The 17747-nt window shown below is 70.9% G+C and carries 13 protein-coding genes and 1 other RNA gene; 5 read left to right on the top strand and 9 right to left on the bottom strand.

From position 1 onward, the window contains the following. Nucleotides 1-29 precede the first annotated feature (29 nt). From ssrA to ftsE, 5 genes are all read right to left on the bottom strand, one after another. Nucleotides 30-417: a transfer-messenger RNA gene (ssrA, locus tag P8A20_RS22070) on the bottom strand. Between the two features lie 122 nt (nucleotides 418-539). Beyond that, the gene (gene smpB / locus P8A20_RS22065) at nucleotides 540-1028 is read right to left on the bottom strand and encodes an SsrA-binding protein SmpB (RefSeq protein ID WP_306104094.1); all 489 of its coding nucleotides are present in this window, start codon (nucleotides 1026-1028) and stop codon (nucleotides 540-542) included. An 18-nt stretch (nucleotides 1029-1046) separates the two neighbouring features. Further along, nucleotides 1047-2234: a S41 family peptidase gene (locus P8A20_RS22060; RefSeq protein ID WP_306104093.1), complete on the bottom strand. Its 1188-nt coding sequence runs from the start codon at nucleotides 2232-2234 to the stop codon at nucleotides 1047-1049. 68 nt (nucleotides 2235-2302) lie between these two features. Then, nucleotides 2303-3223 (bottom strand): permease-like cell division protein FtsX, encoded by a 921-nt coding sequence (gene ftsX, locus P8A20_RS22055; protein ID WP_031100677.1) that lies wholly within the window; start codon nucleotides 3221-3223, stop codon nucleotides 2303-2305. 70 nt (nucleotides 3224-3293) lie between these two features. Next, nucleotides 3294-3983, bottom strand: a complete 690-nt coding sequence (ftsE, locus tag P8A20_RS22050; RefSeq protein WP_014046319.1) for a cell division ATP-binding protein FtsE — start codon at nucleotides 3981-3983, stop codon at nucleotides 3294-3296. Nucleotides 3984-4242: 259 nt separating this feature from the next. Between ftsE and P8A20_RS22045 the strand changes: the two genes are divergently transcribed. After that, the gene (locus tag P8A20_RS22045; RefSeq protein WP_147963685.1) at nucleotides 4243-4434 is read left to right on the top strand and encodes a hypothetical protein; all 192 of its coding nucleotides are present in this window, start codon (nucleotides 4243-4245) and stop codon (nucleotides 4432-4434) included. Between the two features lie 132 nt (nucleotides 4435-4566). Here P8A20_RS22045 and P8A20_RS22040 read toward each other — a convergent pair whose 3' ends face one another. From P8A20_RS22040 to P8A20_RS22025, 4 genes are all read right to left on the bottom strand, one after another. After that, the gene (locus P8A20_RS22040; RefSeq protein ID WP_306104092.1) at nucleotides 4567-5433 is read right to left on the bottom strand and encodes an LPXTG cell wall anchor domain-containing protein; all 867 of its coding nucleotides are present in this window, start codon (nucleotides 5431-5433) and stop codon (nucleotides 4567-4569) included. Nucleotides 5434-5791: 358 nt separating this feature from the next. Continuing rightward, the gene (gene prfB, locus P8A20_RS22035) at nucleotides 5792-6898 is read right to left on the bottom strand and encodes a peptide chain release factor 2 (protein WP_147963687.1); all 1107 of its coding nucleotides are present in this window, start codon (nucleotides 6896-6898) and stop codon (nucleotides 5792-5794) included. A gap of 69 nt (nucleotides 6899-6967) precedes the next feature. Beyond that, nucleotides 6968-8206, bottom strand: a complete 1239-nt coding sequence (locus tag P8A20_RS22030; RefSeq protein ID WP_147963688.1) for a serine/threonine-protein kinase — start codon at nucleotides 8204-8206, stop codon at nucleotides 6968-6970. 147 nt (nucleotides 8207-8353) lie between these two features. Continuing rightward, a complete protein-coding gene (locus tag P8A20_RS22025; protein ID WP_147963689.1) occupies nucleotides 8354-10003 on the bottom strand; it encodes a serine/threonine-protein kinase in 1650 nt (549 codons plus the stop codon). 422 nt (nucleotides 10004-10425) lie between these two features. Here P8A20_RS22025 and P8A20_RS22020 point away from each other — a divergent pair, with 422 nt between their 5' ends. The 4 genes from P8A20_RS22020 to P8A20_RS22005 all read left to right on the top strand — a co-directional run bounded on the left by P8A20_RS22020 (nucleotide 10426) and on the right by P8A20_RS22005 (nucleotide 17684). Then, entirely contained in the window at nucleotides 10426-13758 is a 3333-nt protein-coding gene (locus tag P8A20_RS22020) for an FHA domain-containing protein (protein WP_306104091.1), read from the top strand. A gap of 266 nt (nucleotides 13759-14024) precedes the next feature. Further along, on the top strand, nucleotides 14025-15389 hold the full coding sequence (locus P8A20_RS22015; RefSeq protein ID WP_187282412.1) for an ABC transporter substrate-binding protein: 1365 nt from the start codon (nucleotides 14025-14027) through the stop codon (nucleotides 15387-15389). 4 nt (nucleotides 15390-15393) lie between these two features. Continuing rightward, nucleotides 15394-16773 carry a carbohydrate ABC transporter permease gene (locus P8A20_RS22010; RefSeq protein ID WP_306104090.1) on the top strand — a complete coding sequence of 460 codons (1380 nt, stop codon included), beginning with the start codon at nucleotides 15394-15396 and terminating at the stop codon, nucleotides 16771-16773. Further along, nucleotides 16770-17684 carry a carbohydrate ABC transporter permease gene (locus P8A20_RS22005; protein WP_147963692.1) on the top strand — a complete coding sequence of 305 codons (915 nt, stop codon included), beginning with the start codon at nucleotides 16770-16772 and terminating at the stop codon, nucleotides 17682-17684. The genes P8A20_RS22010 and P8A20_RS22005 overlap by 4 nt, the downstream gene beginning before the upstream one ends. The last annotated feature ends 63 nt before the right edge of the window (nucleotides 17685-17747 follow it).

Here is a 17747-nt window from a genome sequence, read left to right as displayed (position 1 = left end):
AGGCAACGGGGTCCTCGTTCACATGGGAATTGTGGAGATGGCGGGAATCGAACCCGCGTCCAACGGTGCGGAACCAGGGCTTCTCCGAGTGCAGTTCGCTACGCTTTTCTCGGCCCCGGAGGTCACGCGAACAAGCCTCCGACAGGCCCAGCCACTGTTTGATTTCCTCCTAGGCCCCGTGACCGGGCTTAGAAGTTTAGATCCCTAGTTGATGCCAGGATCCGGGTCGGGATCACCCCCGGGCTGACACTCCGCAGAGTCTTCGCTTAGCTGCTAATTAGGCAGCGAGGGCGAAGGCGGAGGAATCGCGCTTGGAATTGGCGATTATTGTTTGCGACATATGGTTTACGAGATCATTGCCGCTTCCTCGACTCGCTTCCCCTGCTTCGACATCCGCTGTCGAAACCGATCATCCCCATGTTGTTTTTTCAAATGCGCGCACCCTCTGTGAGGTGCACGGCCCATCGTACGTGACCAACGCACGCGGATGCCACCGTATTCCGGTGGCTCCGGGGCGCGGGCCCCGGTCCGGGTGGCGGCTACGCGCTGCGCTGCCGCCGGCGGGCCGCCGAGATCGCACGGTTCGTCTCCCGCGTGTCCTGCTTCTCGCGCAGCGTCTGACGCTTGTCGTACTCCTTCTTGCCCTTCGCGAGCGCGATCTCGACCTTGACGCGGCTGTCCTTGAAGTACAGCGCGAGCGGCACGATCGTGTGGCCCGTCTCCTGCGACTTGGACTGGAGCTTGTCGATCTCGGCCCGGTGCAGGAGCAGCTTGCGCTTGCGCTTCGCCGAGTGGTTGGTCCAGGTGCCCTGCACGTACTCCGGGACGTGGATGTTGTGCAGCCACGCCTCCCCGTTGTCGATCTGGACGAAGCCGTCGACCAGCGACGCCCTGCCCATCCGCAGCGACTTGACCTCGGTACCCATCAGTACGAGACCGCACTCGTAGGTGTCGAGGACGTGGTAGTCGTGCCGCGCCTTCTTGTTCTGCGCAATCATCTTGCGTTCGGTGTCTTTTTCCTTGGCCATAGTGCGGTCATTTTCGCACTACGACCCACCCCCGAGGCCACTCAATACCGTCTCGCCCCGCTGCTGGGCCTCCGGACCCGCCCCGACGTCCGGCGTGATGCCGCTTCCCTCGACGCTGCGGCCGGCCGGAGTGCGGTAGTGCCCCACGGTCAGCTCGGCCACCGAGCCGCCCGGAAGCTTGCTGGGCATCTGCACGGATCCCTTGCCGAAGGTGCGTGATCCGACGGTCACCGCCCGCCCCCGGTCCTGCAGCGCGCCCGTCAGCAGCTCGGCCGCGCTCATCGTGCCGCCGTCCACCAGGACGACCACCGGCCGACCGGTGTCCCCACCGGGCTCGGCGTACAGGGCACGCTGCTCACCGTGCACGTCGTAGGTGGCGACGAGCCCGCCGTCCAGGAAGGCGGAGGAGGCGGTGACGGCCTCGGTGACCAGCCCGCCCGAGTTGGCCCGCAGGTCCAGGAGGATCCCGGCGTCCCCGGGCACCTCCTCCACGGCGTCGCGGACCGCGGTGCCCGCGCCCTTGGTGAACGCGGCGACCTTGATCAGCACGGCGGAGGAGGGGCCCTGCCCGAGCCGCCGGACGCTCACCGGGTCGGTGCTGAGCCGGGCCCTGCGCAGGGTCGTGGTCCAGGTGTGTCCGCCGCGGCCGATCCCGAGGACGACCGGGGAGCCCTCGACCGCCTTCGCACGGTCCCCGCGCAGCAGCGCGACCACCTCGGCGACGGGGCGCTTCTCGACCGGACGGCCGTCCACGGTGCGCAGCAGGTCTCCCTTGCGCACGCCGGCCAGGTCCGCCGGTCCGCCGGACTGGACCGCGGTCACGGCGACCTCGCCACGGGCCGAGCGGCGGGCGGAGACACCCACCCCGGTGTACGAGCCGTCGAGGGCCTGCTCGAAATCCTCGTACTCCCGCTCGTCGTACACCGCGCCCCAGCGGTCCCCGCTGCGGCTGACGACCTCCTCGGCGGCGTCCGTACCGGACTTCCCGTCGGCCTCCGCGTCGGCGGCCGCGTCCGCGATCTCCTCACGGTCCACACCGCCGACCGTGGAGGACACCGCCCGTGTCCTTATCTCCGTGCCCGTGTCGTCCTCGCGGGGCAGGGACCCGGTGGCCGCGGCGGTGGCCAGCACGCTCGCGAACACCAACGTCAGGGCCGCCCCGCGGTAGATCCCGCGGGGTTTCAAATGGTACGTATGGCCCGGCATGTGGCCGAGTGTAGGACAACGCCCCGTCCGCACACGGCGCGTTCGCCGCATGCGGTACGGGGCGCTCGTCACACCTTGAGGTACTTGCGCAACGCGAAGAGAGCGGCAACGGCGGGCATCAGCAGCCCGATCGCGATGACCAGCGGAAGCTTCGTCAGCACCGCTTCCCAGCCGATGAAGTCGATCAGGTTCAGCTTCTCCTGGAGCGCGAGTCCGCCGTCGATCAGGAAGTACCTGGCCGCTATCAGGATCACGCAGGCGAGCAGTCCACCGATCAGGCCGGCGAACGCGGCCTCCATGATGAACGGCATCTGGATGTAGAAGCCCGAGGCTCCCACCAGCCGCATGATGCCCGTCTCCCGTCTCCGGCTGAACGCCGAGACGCGGACGGTGTTCACGATCAGCATCAGCGCGATGACCAGCATCAGCCCCATCAGGAAGATAGCGGCCACGTTCATGCCGTTCATCAGCCCGAAGAGGTTGTCCAGGATGCTCCGCTGGTCCTGGACGGACTGCACGCCGTCACGGCCGGCGAAGGCCGTCGCGACGACCTTGTACTTCTGCGGGTCCTTCAGCTTGACCCGGAAGGACTCCTGCATCTGGTCCGGCGTGATGTTGCCGGCCATCGGCGAGTCGCCGAACTGCTCCTGGTAGTGCTTGTACGCCTGGTCGACCGTCTCGAAGAGGACCGGCTTCTCCACGGCCTCCATCTTCTCGAGGTCCGCCTTGATCTCCTTCTTCTGCTCCGCCGTGACGGCGCCCTTGGCGCACTTGGGCACGTCCTTGGCGTCGTTCTTGTTGCAGAGGAAGATCGAGACGTTGACCTTGTCGTACCAGTAGGTCTTCATCGAGCTGACCTGCTCGCGCATCAACAGCGCACCGCCGAACAGGGCGAGCGAGAGGGCGACGGAGACCACGACCGCGAAGGTCATCGTGAGGTTACGACGAAGACCGACGCCGATCTCCGACAGGACGAACTGGGCGCGCATGGCGTCCTTTCAGTACTCGATGCTCGTGCAGAGGCTCACAGGGGCCGGCGGACCGAGCCGCCGGCCCTTCTCAGTGCTGGTAGCCGTAGACGCCGCGCGCCTGGTCACGTACGAGACGGCCCTGCTCGAGCTCGATGACGCGCTTGCGCATCTGGTCGACGATGTTCTGGTCGTGGGTCGCCATGATCACGGTGGTGCCGGTCCGGTTGATCCGGTCCAGCAGCTTCATGATGCCCACGGAGGTCTGCGGGTCGAGGTTGCCGGTCGGCTCGTCAGCGATCAGCAGCATGGGGCGGTTGACGAACGCCCGCGCGATCGCGACACGTTGCTGCTCACCACCGGAGAGCTCACCGGGCATGCGGTCCTCCTTGCCCCCGAGACCCACGAGGTCGAGCACCTGCGGCACGGCCTTGCGGATCTCGCCGCGGGGCTTGCCGATGACCTCCTGCGCGAAGGCCACGTTCTCGGCAACGGTCTTGTTGGGGAGGAGCCGGAAGTCCTGGAAGACGGTGCCCAGCTGGCGGCGCATCTGCGGCACCTTCCAGTTGGACAGCCGCGCCAGGTCCTTGCCGAGCACATGGACCATGCCCTGACTGGCGCGCTCCTCACGGAGGATGAGCCGCATGAAGGTGGACTTGCCGGAGCCGGAGGAGCCCACCAGGAAGACGAACTCGCCCTTCTCGATGTCGAGTGAGACGTCCCGGAGAGCTGGGCGGCTCTGCTTCGGGTAGGTCTTGGAGACGTTGTCGAATCGGATCACGGATGCACCACGGTCGGCCGGGGGTAGGTGAGCGTGACCATACGCGAACCGGGTGAGCGCGTGCAGTCGGCGTCCGTCAATGAGGGATTTGTGACGGAAAGCGGCATGGAACGAAACGGGGCGTGCCGGACCTTGCCCTTCGGGCCGCGCCGAAACCCGCCCGAGCTGGCACAGTGGTAGGGGGAACAGTCTCGTTTCCCGGAGCGTTGTGCGGAGAGAACGTGAATGCGGCTCCCGCCGCGCGGGAGGAGGACTGCGCATGACCTATGACCGACTGGTGTGCGCGAACTGCGCGGCGCCCGTGAACGAGGGCCGCTGCCGTGTCTGCCGGGCGAGCCGGGAGCGGATGCAGGAGCAGGGACCCTTCGCCGGGCTCAGCCCGGCGATGCTCGTCGCACTGATGGTGATCCTGGTGGCCGCCCTCGCGCTGCTGGCACACCAGGCCATCTGAGCCGGAGGCGGCACCTCGCCGCCCGGCGGGGCTGAAACGTGTGCGTACGGCCGCAGGAGCGGCTCGGTACACGGAAGGGCCCGGGAAGGCCGTAAAGGCTCTCCCGGGCCCTTCTGCATGCGCTTACGGGCGTCAGGCGACCGTACGACCGCCGCCGACCAGACGCGGCAGGAGGCGGAAGCCGATGCCACCGGCGATCATCGTGGCAGCACCGAGCAGCAGGAACGTGGTCTCGGCCGCACCGGTCTCGGCGAGCTCGTCCTTGCCCTTGCCCTGCTCGACCGGCTGGTTGCCGACACTGTCCGTGTCGGTGTTGTCATCGGCGTCCGGGTAGGACGGGTCCGGCGTACCGGTGGATCCGCCGTCGGTCCCGCCGTCGGTGCCCGCACTGGAACCACCGTCGGTGCCACCATCGGTACCACCGTCGGTACCACCATCGGTGCCGCCGTCAGTACCACCATCGGTACCACCGTCAGTACCACCATCGGTACCACCGTCAGTACCACCATCGGTACCACCGTCAGTACCACCGTCGGTGCCGCCGTCAGTACCACCGTCGGTGCCGCCGTCAGTACCACCATCGGTACCGCCGTCAGTACCACCATCGGTACCACCGTCAGTACCACCATCGGTACCACCATCGGTACCACCGTCGGTGCCGCCGTCAGCACCACCATCGGTACCACCATCGGCACCGCCGTCAGCACCCCCGATGAGGCCGCCGATGAGACCACCGGCGCCACCGTCGGTGCCGCCGTCAGTACCACCATCGGCACCGCCGTCGACGCCACCGGCACCGCTCTCGCCACCGCCGTCGACGCCGCCGGCATCGCTGCCGCCCGCCGTGCTCTGGGTGCTGACAGTGGCCTCTTCGGTGTCCACACCGATGTTCACGATGCCCGCAGCCTGGGCCGCACCGGCGGCCGTGAGCGAGGCACCTGCGGCGATAACCGCACCAGCGGCTATACGCGCGACGCGGATTCGCGTCTTCTTCGTCATCTGTTGCTACCCCCAGTAGCTGATCTCGTCGATGGAGCAGCCATATGCGGTCCTCGGCCCTGCGGGGTCACTTTCTCTGCAGGGCCACGCCGTACGTGGTCATCCCGCCCGCCCCCGATCACACCTGTCCCAGACATACGCGTGCTGCTCTAGCACCCTGTCCAGAGATAAGGGCTACGTCAAGGCCGTTTCGGGGGCATACGGGCCGCTATGGGGGTTCTTGACGGCTATTCGGAATCACGACTGTGACTCATCGGTCACATCTCCCCCTCAACTACCGGGCATACACGTCGAGGTGAAAAGAGGGCGGGCCCGGACAGGGAAAACTGTCCGGGCCCGACAATCCCTACGGGTGAGGCTACTTCTCGTTCTGCTTGCGCCAGCGGATGCCGGCCTCGACGAAACCGTCGATCTCGCCGTTGAAGACCGCTTCCGGGTTACCCATCTCGAACTCCGTACGCAGGTCCTTGACCATCTGGTACGGGTGCAGGACGTACGAACGCATCTGGTTGCCCCAGGAGTTGCCGCCGTCGCCCTTGAGCGCGTTCATCTTCGCCTGCTCCTCCTGGCGGCGGCGCTCGAGGAGCTTCGCCTGGAGGACGTTCATCGCGGACGCCTTGTTCTGGATCTGCGAGCGCTCGTTCTGGCAGGAGACGACGATGCCGGTGGGCAGGTGGGTCAGACGGACGGCGGAGTCCGTGGTGTTGACGCCCTGGCCGCCGGGGCCCGACGAGCGGTACACGTCGACGCGGAGCTCGGACTCGTCGATCTCGACGTGGTCCGTCTGCTCGACCACGGGCAGCACCTCGACACCCGCGAAGGACGTCTGGCGCCGGCCCTGGTTGTCGAAGGGCGAGATCCGGACGAGCCGGTGGGTGCCCTGCTCGACGGAGAGCGTGCCGTAGGCGTACGGCACCTCGACGGCGAAGGTGGTCGACTTGATGCCGGCCTCTTCGGCGTACGCCGTCTCGTAGACCTCGGTCTTGTAGTTGTGCCGCTCGGCCCAGCGGAGGTACATGCGCTGGAGCTTCTCGGCGAAGTCGGCCGCGTCGACGCCACCGGCCTCGGCGCGGATGGTGACCAGGGCCTCGCGCGCGTCGTACTCGCCGGAGAGGAGCGTGCGGACCTCCATCTCGTCCAGCGCCTTCCGGACGGACTCCAGCTCGCTCTCCGCCTCGGCGCGCGCGTCGGCGTCGCCCTCGTCCTCGGCGAGCTCGAAGAGGACCTCGAGGTCGTCGATGCGGCCGCGCAGGGTCTCGGTCTTCCGGACCTCGGCCTGGAGGTGCGAAAGCTTGCTGGTGATCTTCTGCGCCGCGTCCGGGTCGTCCCAGAGGGACGGCGCCGCCGCCTGCTCCTCGAGCGCGGCGATGTCGACCCTCAGCGCATCGAGGTCCAGGACGGCCTCGATCGACCCCATGGTCGAGGAGAGGGACTTCAGCTCTTCGGAAATATCGACGACTGCCACGGGTCCAGCGTAACGGCTGGACGGGTGAACCTGCCCCTCCCCCGGACCCCGACTCTCCCGGGCCGCCTCTCAGGGGGCCGTGGGCGCCGAGTTCCGCGTGTCATCGGGGGACGAGCCCGGGTCGTCGCCGCTCGTGGCGAACCATCCGCCGACCCCTATCGCGGCACACAGGGCGACGGTCGCCACACCGAGGGTGATCCTGCGCTTGCGGACGGCCGCCGACTTGTTGCGGGCCGAGCCGGGGCGTGGCCTGCCGGGCGCGCGGGGGGCGCGGGCCGTGCCGAGGGGGCCGCCGGAGAGTTCGTCGGGGGCGGGGACGCGCATGCTCGTGTGGGTGTCGCGGTTGGAGTCGGGGGAGGATCCGGGCACCAGCGGGACCGCTCCGCGGCGGCGGGGCTCCTCGCGCGCCGGGGTGTACTGCTGCTCGTCGTAGGTCTGCGGTTCGGCCTCGTTGTCCGGCTCGTCGACGTCGAGCGGGGGTATCCCGGACAGGAGCGGGATCAGTTCACGCAGCCGGGTCGCGAGCTCGGAGGCGCGCAGCCGGGAGGCCGGGGCCTTGGCCAGGCACTGGACCAGCAGCTGCCAGAGCTCCTCGGGGATGCCCGGGAGCGGGACGACCGTCTCGGTCACATGACGGCGCAGGACGGCCCCGGGGTGGCCGCCGCCGAAGGGGGTGAAGCCGGCGAGGAGCTCGTAGAACACGGTCGCGAGGGCGTAGATGTCCACCGCGGCGCGGGGCGGAAGCCCTTCGACGATCTCGGGGGCCAGGTAGTCCGGCGTGCCGATGATCTTGGTGGCCTTGGTGCGGCGCGGGGTGTCGATGAGCTTGGCGACGCCGAAGTCGGTGAGCAGCGCGGGGTGTGAACCGCCGGGGCCGAGCGGGCCCTCCATGTCGAGCAGGATGTTCTCCGGCTTGACGTCGCGGTGGACCACTCCGGCGCGGTGCGCGGCGGCGAGGCCGTCGGCGACGTCCGCGACGATCGCCGCGGCGGCCTCGGGCGCGAGACGGCGCTCCCGGTCCAGGCGGGTGCGCAGATCCGTGCCCCGCACGAGGTCCATCACCAGCGCCAGGTCGGTGCCGTCCACGACGAGGTCGCGGACGGCGACGACGTGCGGATGGCTGAGCCCGAGCAGCGCGGTGCGTTCCTGTACGAAGCGGCCCACGAGCTCCTGGTCGGACGCGAGGTCCTCGCGGAGCAGCTTGATGGCGACCGGGCCCTCGGGCCCTTCGCCGAGCCACACCGTGCCGGCGCTGCCGCGCCCCAGGATCTGGTGGGCGGTGTACCGGCTGCCGATATTCCGTGCCAAGACTGCTCCCTCAGCGGCTGGCGTTGACCCCCCGGTCGACAAAGTTACGCGGCGAACGGGGGGTCGCGTGCCCGGGATGGCGCCAACCTTCACTTCTGCGGGCGAATTGGGCCCGCAGAAGTCGACAAAGACACGAACCGGGGGATGTTACTGACCGGTCGTGCCGCCCGAATCGGTCCCGCCGAGTTCCTTGAACCAGTCGGTGACGTTGCCGATGCCGTCCCCTATGGCGTCCCAGAAGCTCTGCCCCTGGGCGATCCAGTCCTGAAGCGGCGTCAGTTCCCAGATGAGCCAGGCGGCGACGACCAGCAGCACCACGGAGAACAGGCAGCCCTTGAGGCAGCCGAGGCCGGGGATGCGCATCGGGTTGGCGCTGCGCTGCCTCGGCTGTCGCGGGGCCGGCGGCTGGGGTGCGGGCTGCTGCGGGGGCGCGTACTGCTGCCGCTGCTGGGGCTGCTGCGGCTGCTGGTAGCGCTGCGGCTGCTGCTGGGGGTACTGCTGGGGCTGCTGGCGCTGCGGCTGCCGTCGTTGCGGGGCCTGGGGCTGCTGTTGCTGCTGTTGCTGCTGCGCCTGGGGCGGCTGCTGGCGCTGGGGCCGACGGCGCAGCGGGTCCTGGCTCGGGTCGAGGTACTGGACCTGCGTCTGCTCGTTGCGGTCCCGGGCTGCCCGGAGCTGGGACTGCCAGGGGTGCGGCTCGTCGGGCTGCGGGGGGCCGTCGGGGCGCGGCGGTACGGGCGGCATCATCGCGGTCGGGTCGGCCTGGCCGCCCCCGCCCGGGGTCTGCTGCATCACGCTGGTCGGGGCCGCGGGGTCGTACGAACCCGCGTTGCTCGGCAGCACCTGGGTCTGGTCCGCGGCGCCCGGGGTTTCCGGGACGGCGGCGGGCGCCGGGTCGGGGGCCAGCAGGGCGCCCACGCCCTCGGCGGCGGCGATCTGCGCCGAGTTCGCGTGCACGCCGATGCCCTCGCCGACGGTACGCAGCGCGCGGGCGAGGTTCACGGCGCTGGGCCGCTGGTCCGGGTCCTTGCGCAGGCAGCGTTCGATCACCGTCCACAGCGGCTCGGGGACGTTGCCGGGGCGGCGGGGCTCCTCGCTGAGGTGCCGGTGCAGGACCTCCAGAGCGGTGCCCCCGGCGAACGGCGGACGGCCGGTGACCAGTTCGTACAGGAGGATGCCGGCGCCGTAGATGTCCACGGCGGAGGTCTGCGGACGGCCTTCGGCCGACTCGGGCGCCACGTAGGCGGGCGTGCCGACGAACTCGTGCGTCCGGGTCAGGCCCGGGGAGTCCGCGAGGCGCGCGATGCCGAAGTCGGTGAGCATCGGGTGCATCTCGCCGTTGCGCTCGTCGAGCAGCACGTTGGCGGGCTTCAGGTCACGGTGCACGACACCGTCCGCGTGGCTCGCGGCCAGCGCGTCCGCGATCTGCGCGGTGAGCAGCGCGGCGGCGACCGGGGTGAGCGGACCGTTCTCACGGAGATAACGGTGCAGGTCGGGGCCGTCGACCAGGTCCATCACCAGGGCGAGGAGATCGCCCTCGACGACGAGGTCCCGGGTGCGCACGATGTTCGCGTGGGTGAGCCGCAGCAGCACGGAGCGCTCACGCAGGAACCGCATCACGACATCCGCGTCGTTGGCGAGTTCCTCCTTGAGCACCTTGATCGCAACGGTCTCACCGGGCTGCCCGGCGACGGCCGCCTCGGCGCCCGCGGTCTCCCGCTGGCGGGCTCGCCAGACGGTGCCCGTGGCGCCGCGTCCGAGCGGCTCCTCGAGCAGGTACTTGCTGCCTACCGGCCGCACGTCATGCGCTCCCTGCTGGTCGATGTGCTTGCGGTCCCCCCGGGCCCGCCCGGATGTGTTCCGGCCCACTCTAATGCCGCCGTACGGGGCACCGGTCGGTCGTCCTCCGGTCGCGTCACCGCTGTGTCAGCGGGAAGACGCGCACTCGGAAGAGTTGGTTGCCGAACGAGTGTGCAGCACCTCCCCGGCAGGACCAAGCAGGCACTTTTACACCCACACTCGGCCATTCAAGATCACTAAGCGGTCACCCCCGGGCGTGTTGTCAGTGGCAGGTGCGAGGATGCCTGCAGCACAGAACCGTGGGGTACGGAGCCTCACGTTCCGTGACGACCTGTACCGGACGACGCGTCCGTGCCGGGTGGGGGGAATCACAGGGCTTTTCCCCTGCCGGGCACCCCGCGCAGAAGGGACCGCTGACGGCGATGCAGATCCGGCTGACCGTCCTCGCGCCGCACAGCGGCCAGAACCCGGCGCGCGCCTGCGACGTGCTCGTCACCGCCCCGGCCGGCACGGCTCTCGCCGCCGTCGCCTCCGGCCTGGCCACGGCGGTCGCGGGCCCAGAGGGCTCGCAGGGCGGTGGCGCCATCGTGCTGTACGCCGGGCGCGAGCGGCTCGACCCCCAGCGCTGCGCCCTCGGTGAGCCGCCCCTGACGGACGGCGCGGTGCTCTCCCTCCAGGTACCCGGGGACGACGAGGCGGCCGACGACGCCGTTCCCGCACAGCTGCACGTGATCGCTGGACCGGACGCCGGCGGGGTCCATCTGCTGCACGGCGGACAGATCCGGATCGGCCGCTCCGCCGAGGCCGACGTCCCGCTCGACGACCCCGACGTGTCCCGGCTGCACTGCGCCGTGACCGTCTCGGAGGACGGCCGGGTGTCCGTCGCCGACCTCGGGTCCACCAACGGCACCTCCCTGGACGGCGCGGACGTCCACGACCGCCCGGTCCGGCTGGCCCCCGGCGCCCTGCTGCGGCTCGGGGAGTCCACGCTCCGGCTCACGTCCGGAACCCGTACGCCCACGCTGACGACCGCACCCGACGGCGAGGGCCATCTCAGGGTGGCCCTCGCCGAGGCCCCGGGCGTCCCGGTGCCGGCCGGCACGGGGACGGGCCCGGCCGGCACCGGGGTGCACGGCCACGCGTACAGCACCGCCGCCGAGCACCCCACGCACCGGACCTACGACGACGGGCCGGCCGGGCACGACGACCCACAGCGCCACCCGTCTCCCCAGGTCACCCACGGCCGCGGCGCCCCGCTCACCCACCCTGAGCCCTCCAGACGCGGCGGCATAGGCGCCTGGGCGCGGCGGCTCGCCGGCGGCAAGGGGGAACAGGCGCACGAAGCGATGCCCGGTGACCCGTCGGCAGCCGGACAGGATCCCGCACGGGCCGCGCACGCCCCCTCCGCACCCCTTCACTCCCCCTCCGCGCCCGCGGGGACCTGGCCGGATCCCGCGACCGTGCTCCTCACGGCGCTCGGCCCCGGTCCCCGCCTCTGGGAGCGCGACACCACCCACCCCGAGGCCTTGGTCGTACGGCTGGGGACGACGGAGCGGGCCGACCTGCCCGCCGTGCCGGTCACCGTGGGCCTGCGGGAGGCCGGCTCGCTGGGGCTCGCGGGTCCGCGCGCCCGGCTGTCCGGGCTGGCCCGGTCGACGGTGGCGCAGCTCGCCGCCCTGCACTCCCCGTTCGACCTGGAGATCGTGCTGATCAGCACGGACCGGTCCCGGAGCCTGGAGGAGCGGCGGCGCGAGTGGTCCTGGCTCGGCTGGCTGCCCCATCTGCGTCCGATGCGCGGCCAGGACTGCCGCCTGCTCCTCGCCTACGACCGCGAGCAGGCGGGCGCCCGGGCCGCGGAGCTGGAGCGCCGCATGCAGGAGGGCCCTCTGGGGTCCGGCTGGGCGAGCGCCGACCGGTCCGCCGTCGCGGAGGCGGCCCGCCGGCACGCCGGGCCGTACACCGTGGTGATCGTGGACGGCGATCCCGGCTCCGCGGCCCTGCGCGAGACGACGGCCGGGCTGGCCGGAGCCGGAGCGGCCTCCGGGATCCATCTGATCTGCCTGGCCGAGACCCCGGCCGCCTCCCCGACGTCCCCGGTCGCCGCGACCTACGACACCGCGTGCCGGGCCTCGATCGCCTTCAGGGAGTGCGGAGCGGTCGCCATGCTCAGCGGCGACGTGGCGACGGCGCTGCGGCTGCTGCGCACGGCGGGAGGCCAGGCGGCGGGCCACGGCACCGTCGCCGCGGTGGACGCCGTGTCGGTCGCCTGGGCCGAGCGGTTCGGGCGTGCCCTCGCCCCGCTGCGCGACGAGGGCTCGACCGCCCTGCCCGGCCGGCCCACGGCGGCAGCCCTGCCGCCGTCCGCCCGTCTGCTGGACGAGCTCGGTCTCGCCAGAGCCACACCGGCCTCCCTGATGGCCCGCTGGGCCTCCACGGCCGAGGAACAGCCGGGCGCGACGGTCCGCCCGGCCGCATCCGGCGCGGCGGACCTGGACACGACCGGTTCCGGCCGCACCCTGAGCACCGGGCCCCGGGTGGCCGCGCAGCGCGAGTCCCCCGACTCCGGCCGCACCCCGTTCCGGGGCAGCGGGCCGACCAGCGCGGGCTCCGGCCGCTCCGCCTACACCACCGCGGGGGACGGCGGCTCCCCCCGGATCGGCGCGCAGCGGCGTGACAGCGGGGCCGTGGAGACGGGGCCCGCGGCAGCGTCCGCCGGGTACGCGGGACGCCCCGTGATCGTGCTGGGCGCCGGTCCCAGGGGTCCGCTCTCCGTCGACCTGGCCGACGAAGGCCCTCATCTGCTGATCGAGGGCCCCGCGGGCAGCGGCCGTACGGAGCTGCTGCGCGCCGTCGCCGCCTCACTGGCCGCCGCCGCACGGCCCGACCGGCTCGGCATACTCCTCATCGACGGGGCGGGCGGTGAGCACGGGGAGCGCGGCGAGGGACTGCGCCCCTGCACGGAGCTGCCGCACGTCCACACGCATCTGGTGGCCTCCGACCCCGTACGCATGCGGGAGTTCGCGCAGGCGCTGGGCGGCGAGCTCAAGCGCCGGGCGGAGCTGCTCGGCTCCCTGGACTTCACCGAGTGGCACGCCCGGTACGAGGAGTCGCAGACGCTCACCGGACGCCGTCCCGCGAGCGCCGCCGAACAGCGCGGGGACCTCGAATCGCCCGCGAGCGGCACCCTGCGGCTGAGACCCGCCGCGGCGCGTCCCGCGGACCCCGGGCCCTCGCCGCTTCCCCGGCTGGTCGTCCTGGCCGACGACTTCGACGCCCTGGTCGCCCCGGCGCTCGGCAGCCCCGGGCGCCCGTCCGCCGGGTCCGTGGTCCGTGTGCTGGAGGCCGTGGCCAGGGACGGCGGGCGTCTCGGCGTCCATCTGGTCGCCACGTCCGCCCGCCCGGACCGCACCGAGGACACCGAACTGGCGCGGGGCGCGCGGCTGCGCATCGTGCTCGACCCGCCCGTCGTCCCCCCGTCCCCGGACGAGGCGGCGCCGGGGCGGGGGCGGCTGGGGCATCCTGACGGCCGGGTGACGCCCTTCCAGGGCGGCCGGGTGACCGGCCGCATCCCGCGCACGGCGACCCTCCGCCCCACCGTCGTACCGCTGGAGTGGGAGCGGATGGGCGATCCGCCGGCCCGTCGGCCGGTCCGCGAGCTGGGCAACGGCCCCACGGACCTGGCCCTGCTGGCCAGCGCCCTGGAGAGGGCCGCCCGTTCGGTGAACGCGGAGCCGCTCCCCCCGCTGATCCCCTGAGCGCCGTCCCATGACGGCACGCCGGCCGGCCGGTGTCGCTCGCTGCCGCTCCGGGAGCGGCGTCGGCGGTCCACCGACGTGACGTCACGAGCCGATCACGATCACGGAGTTGGCGCGGACGGCGGTATTGCGGCCACGGTGCGCCGGGCATAGGACTGTGCGCACGGACGATGTGAACCGCACGATGTGAGACGTGAACGGCACCGCAGGGTCCCACCGTTGGTGCCGGTCCGCGCTCATGCGCGCGCAGGAGAGACGGGGCAGGGATGCGCAGAACCCTTCGAATGCGTAGGGCCGCACTGGTGTTCACCGCGATCGGGGCGCTGGCTCTCACCGGATGCGGTGACGACGGCGCCGGTAAGGACAAGCCGGGCGACGACGCCGGCAAGGGCGAGGGCAGTGCGCCGAGCGTCACTCTGCCGAAGCTCGACGGCGAGAAGATATCGGTGGCCGCGGTCTGGACCGGGCCCGAGCAGGCCAACTTCACCAAGGTCCTCGACGAGTTCGAGGCACGGACGGGCGCCACGGTGACCTTCGTCCCGGCGCAGGACCCGATCGTCAACTTCCTCGGTACGAAGATCGCGGGCGGCCAGCCCCCGGACGTCGCGATGATCCCGCAGGTGGGCGCGATCCAGCAGGCCGTGGCCAAGAAGTGGGCCAAGCCGGTGGGCGCGGAGGCGAAGGCCGAACTGAGCAAGAACTACGCGAAGGTCTGGCAGGACCTCGGCGCTGTCGACGGCACCCAGTACGGCGTCTACTTCAAGGCCGCCAACAAGTCCCTGGTCTGGTACAACGCCAAGGCGTTCGAGAACGCGGGCGCGAGCGAGCCGAAGACCTGGAAGGACTTCGTCGCCACGGCCGAGACGGTCTCCGCCTCCGGTGTCACCCCGGTCTCGGTGGGCGGCGCCGACGGCTGGACCCTCACCGACTGGTTCGAGAACATCTACCTCTCCCAGGCAGGCCCGGAGAAGTACGACCAGCTGGCCAAGCACGAGATCAAGTGGACGGACCCGTCCGTCAAGGACGCCCTGACCTCGCTCGCCGAGCTCTTCGGCAAGCCGAGCCTGATCTCCGGCGGCGCCGACGGGGCCCTGCAGACCGAGTTCCCGGTGTCGGTCACCCAGACGTTCACCGGCGGCGACCAGCCCAAGGGCGCGATGGTCTTCGAGGGTGACTTCGTCTCCGTCAACATCGCGCAGACCGAGGCGAAGATCGGTACGGACGCCAAGGTGTTCCCGTTCCCCGCGGTCGGCGCGGACTCCCCCGTGGTGACGGGCGGCGACGCGGCCGTGGCGCTCAAGGACGGCAAGGGCGCCCAGGCGCTGCTGACCTGGCTCGCCTCGACGGACGCGGCGAGGATCTGGGCCGAGGCCGGCGGGTTCATCTCGCCCAACAAGGCTCTGGACGCCGCCGCGTACCCGAACGACGTGCAGCGCAAGATCGCGGAGGCGCTGATCGCCGCCGGTGACGACGTCCGGTTCGACATGTCCGACCAGGCCCCGCAGTCGTTCGGCGGGACGCCGGGAAAGGGTGAGTGGAAGACCCTCCAGGACTTCCTGAAGAACCCGAAGGACATCGCGGGGACTCAAGCGAAGCTGGAGTCCGACGCGGCCAAGGCGTACACGAGCTGACGGGGTGACCACAGCGACAGCGGGGGGCGCCGGGAGCGCGCCCCCCGCCGACAAGCATCCTGACACGGGTCCTGGCACGGGCAGGCGGCCGCGTGGAAGCGTGACCGGCACCAGGAGGGCCGTCGCGGCGGCGTTCCTGCTGCCGGCCCTGGTGCTGCTCGGCGCACTCGTCGTCTATCCGATCGTGTACTCCGTCTACCGCTCGTTCCTCGACCAGTCCGGCACCGGTTTCGCCGGCCTCGACAACTACGAGGCGTTGTTCACGGACGCCACCATCCGGACCGCGGTCAAGAACAACGCGATCTGGGTGGTGTTCGCACCGACGGTCGCCACCGTCCTGGGGCTGATCTTCGCGGTCCTCACCGAACGGATCCGTTGGGGTACGGCGTTCAAGCTGATCGTCTTCATGCCGATGGCGATCTCCATGCTGGCCGCGGGCATCATCTTCCGGCTGGTGTACGAGCAGGCGCCGGAGCGCGGTGTCGCCAACGCCGTGGCGGTCGGGGTGCACGACACGTTCGCGGAGTCCTCCGGTTTCCCGAAGGCGCATCCGCTGCCCGTCCATCCGCTGAAGGCCGGCGGCGATGGTTCCTTCGTGACGAAGGAGACGGTGCGCGCCGGGCAGCCGGCGAACCTGCCGCTGGTCGGCGTGGTGCCCGCGAAGATGCCGGGCGACGCGGAGCCCGCGAAGGCGGCCACCGCGTCCGGTGACGGCATCACCGGGACGACCTGGCTCGACTTCACCAAGGGCGGCGGCGGGAAGCCCAACGTCGTCGACCCGGAGGAGCTCGGTCTCAAGGGCCTCACCGTCGAGGCGGTGAAGGACGGCAAGGTCGTGGCCACGGCCACGGCGGGCCCGGACGGTGTGTTCACCCTGCCGGCCTCGGCCGACGGGTCCCTGCTCCGGCTGCCGGCGGACAACTTCCGCGAGCCGTACAACGGTGTCGACTGGCTGGGGCCGTCCCTCGTGACGCCGGGGATCATCGGCAGTTACGTCTGGATGTGGGCCGGATTCGCGATGGTGCTGATCGCCGCCGGGCTGGCGGGCCTGCCACGCGAACTCCTGGAGGCCGCGCGCGTGGACGGGGCGAACGAGTGGCAGGTGTTCCGCCGGATCACGGTCCCGATGCTGGCGCCCGTGCTCGCGGTGGTCCTGGTCACCCTGATGATCAACGTACTGAAGATCTTCGACCTGGTCTTCATCATCGCGCCGGGTTCCTCGCAGGACGACGCCAATGTCCTGGCCCTCCAGCTGTACCGCACCTCGTTCGGCACTGACGCGGATCTCGGGGTCGGCAGCGCCATCGCCGTACTGCTGTTGCTGCTGGTGATCCCGGTGATGCTGTTCAATGTCCGCCGGATCCGGAAGGAGGGGCGCCGGTGACGACGACCGAGACCTCACAGGCCGAACAGGGCCGGCGGGCGGGCAGGCCCGCCGGAGCCACGGAATCCCTGGGCGCGCGGATCGCCGCCCGGGCCGGCGGCGGAGTCATGCGGGTCTTCCTCGTCCTGGTGGGCCTGTTCTGGCTGATGCCCACCATCGGACTGCTGCTCTCCTCGCTGCGCGGACCCGAGGACATCGCGGCGAGCGGCTGGTGGAAGGTGTTCACCGCCCCCTCCGAGCTGACCTTCTCCAACTACCAGCGTCTGCTGGACAATTCGACGATCACGGATTCACTGTTCAGTACGGTCCTGATCACCGTTCCGGCCACGTTCCTGGTGGTCGTCATCGGCTCGCTCGCCGGGTACGCCTTCGCCTGGATGGAGTTCCCCGGCCGCGACTGGTGGTTCCTGGTGGTCGTGGGGCTGCTGGTGGTCCCGGTGCAGGTCGCCCTCATCCCGGTGTCCGAGCTCTTCGGCACCATCGGGATCTTCGAGACGACCTTCGGCGTGATCATGTTCCACACCGCGTTCGGGCTGCCGTTCGCCATCTTCCTGCTCAGGAACTTCTTCGCCGAGATCCCGCGCGAGCTGCTGGAGGCCGCACGGCTGGACGGCGCGGGCGAGATCCGCCTGTTCACCCGGGTCGTGATGCCGCTCGGCGGCCCCGCGATCGCCTCACTCGGGATCTTCCAGTTCCTCTGGGTGTGGAACGACATGCTGGTGGCACTGATCTTCGCGGACTCGGAGTCCCCGCCGATCACGGTGGCGCTCCAGCAGCAGGTACGGCAGTTCGGCAACAACATCGACGTGCTGGCGCCCGGCGCCTTCGTGTCCATGGTGATCCCGCTGGCGGTGTTCTTCGCCTTCCAGCGGCAGTTCGTCTCCGGTGTGATGGCCGGAGCGGTCAAGTGACGGGAGCCGGCGCCGACACGTAGCGGGGCCGGCACCGGACAGCACATGCGTTCGTCAACATCA

The organism is Streptomyces sp. Alt3, assembly GCF_030719215.1.
Classification (GTDB): Bacteria; Actinomycetota; Actinomycetes; order Streptomycetales; family Streptomycetaceae; genus Streptomyces; species Streptomyces glycanivorans.
Note: the sequence above shows the minus strand (reverse complement) of the source record. Positions and strands in the feature narration are given on the sequence as shown.

What these genes read in the sequence shown, in the direction of transcription:
- smpB (WP_306104094.1), bottom strand. Translation starts at nt 1,028, where the DNA reads ATGGCCAAGGAAAAAGACACCGAACGCAAGATGATTGCGCAGAACAAG.
- P8A20_RS22060 (WP_306104093.1), bottom strand. Translation starts at nt 2,234, where the DNA reads ATGCCGGGCCATACGTACCATTTGAAACCCCGCGGGATCTACCGCGGG.
- ftsX (WP_031100677.1), bottom strand. Translation starts at nt 3,223, where the DNA reads ATGCGCGCCCAGTTCGTCCTGTCGGAGATCGGCGTCGGTCTTCGTCGT.
- P8A20_RS22045 (WP_147963685.1), top strand. Translation starts at nt 4,243, where the DNA reads ATGACCTATGACCGACTGGTGTGCGCGAACTGCGCGGCGCCCGTGAAC.
- P8A20_RS22040 (WP_306104092.1), bottom strand. Translation starts at nt 5,433, where the DNA reads ATGACGAAGAAGACGCGAATCCGCGTCGCGCGTATAGCCGCTGGTGCG.
- P8A20_RS22020 (WP_306104091.1), top strand. Translation starts at nt 10,426, where the DNA reads ATGCAGATCCGGCTGACCGTCCTCGCGCCGCACAGCGGCCAGAACCCG.
- P8A20_RS22015 (WP_187282412.1), top strand. Translation starts at nt 14,025, where the DNA reads ATGCGCAGAACCCTTCGAATGCGTAGGGCCGCACTGGTGTTCACCGCG.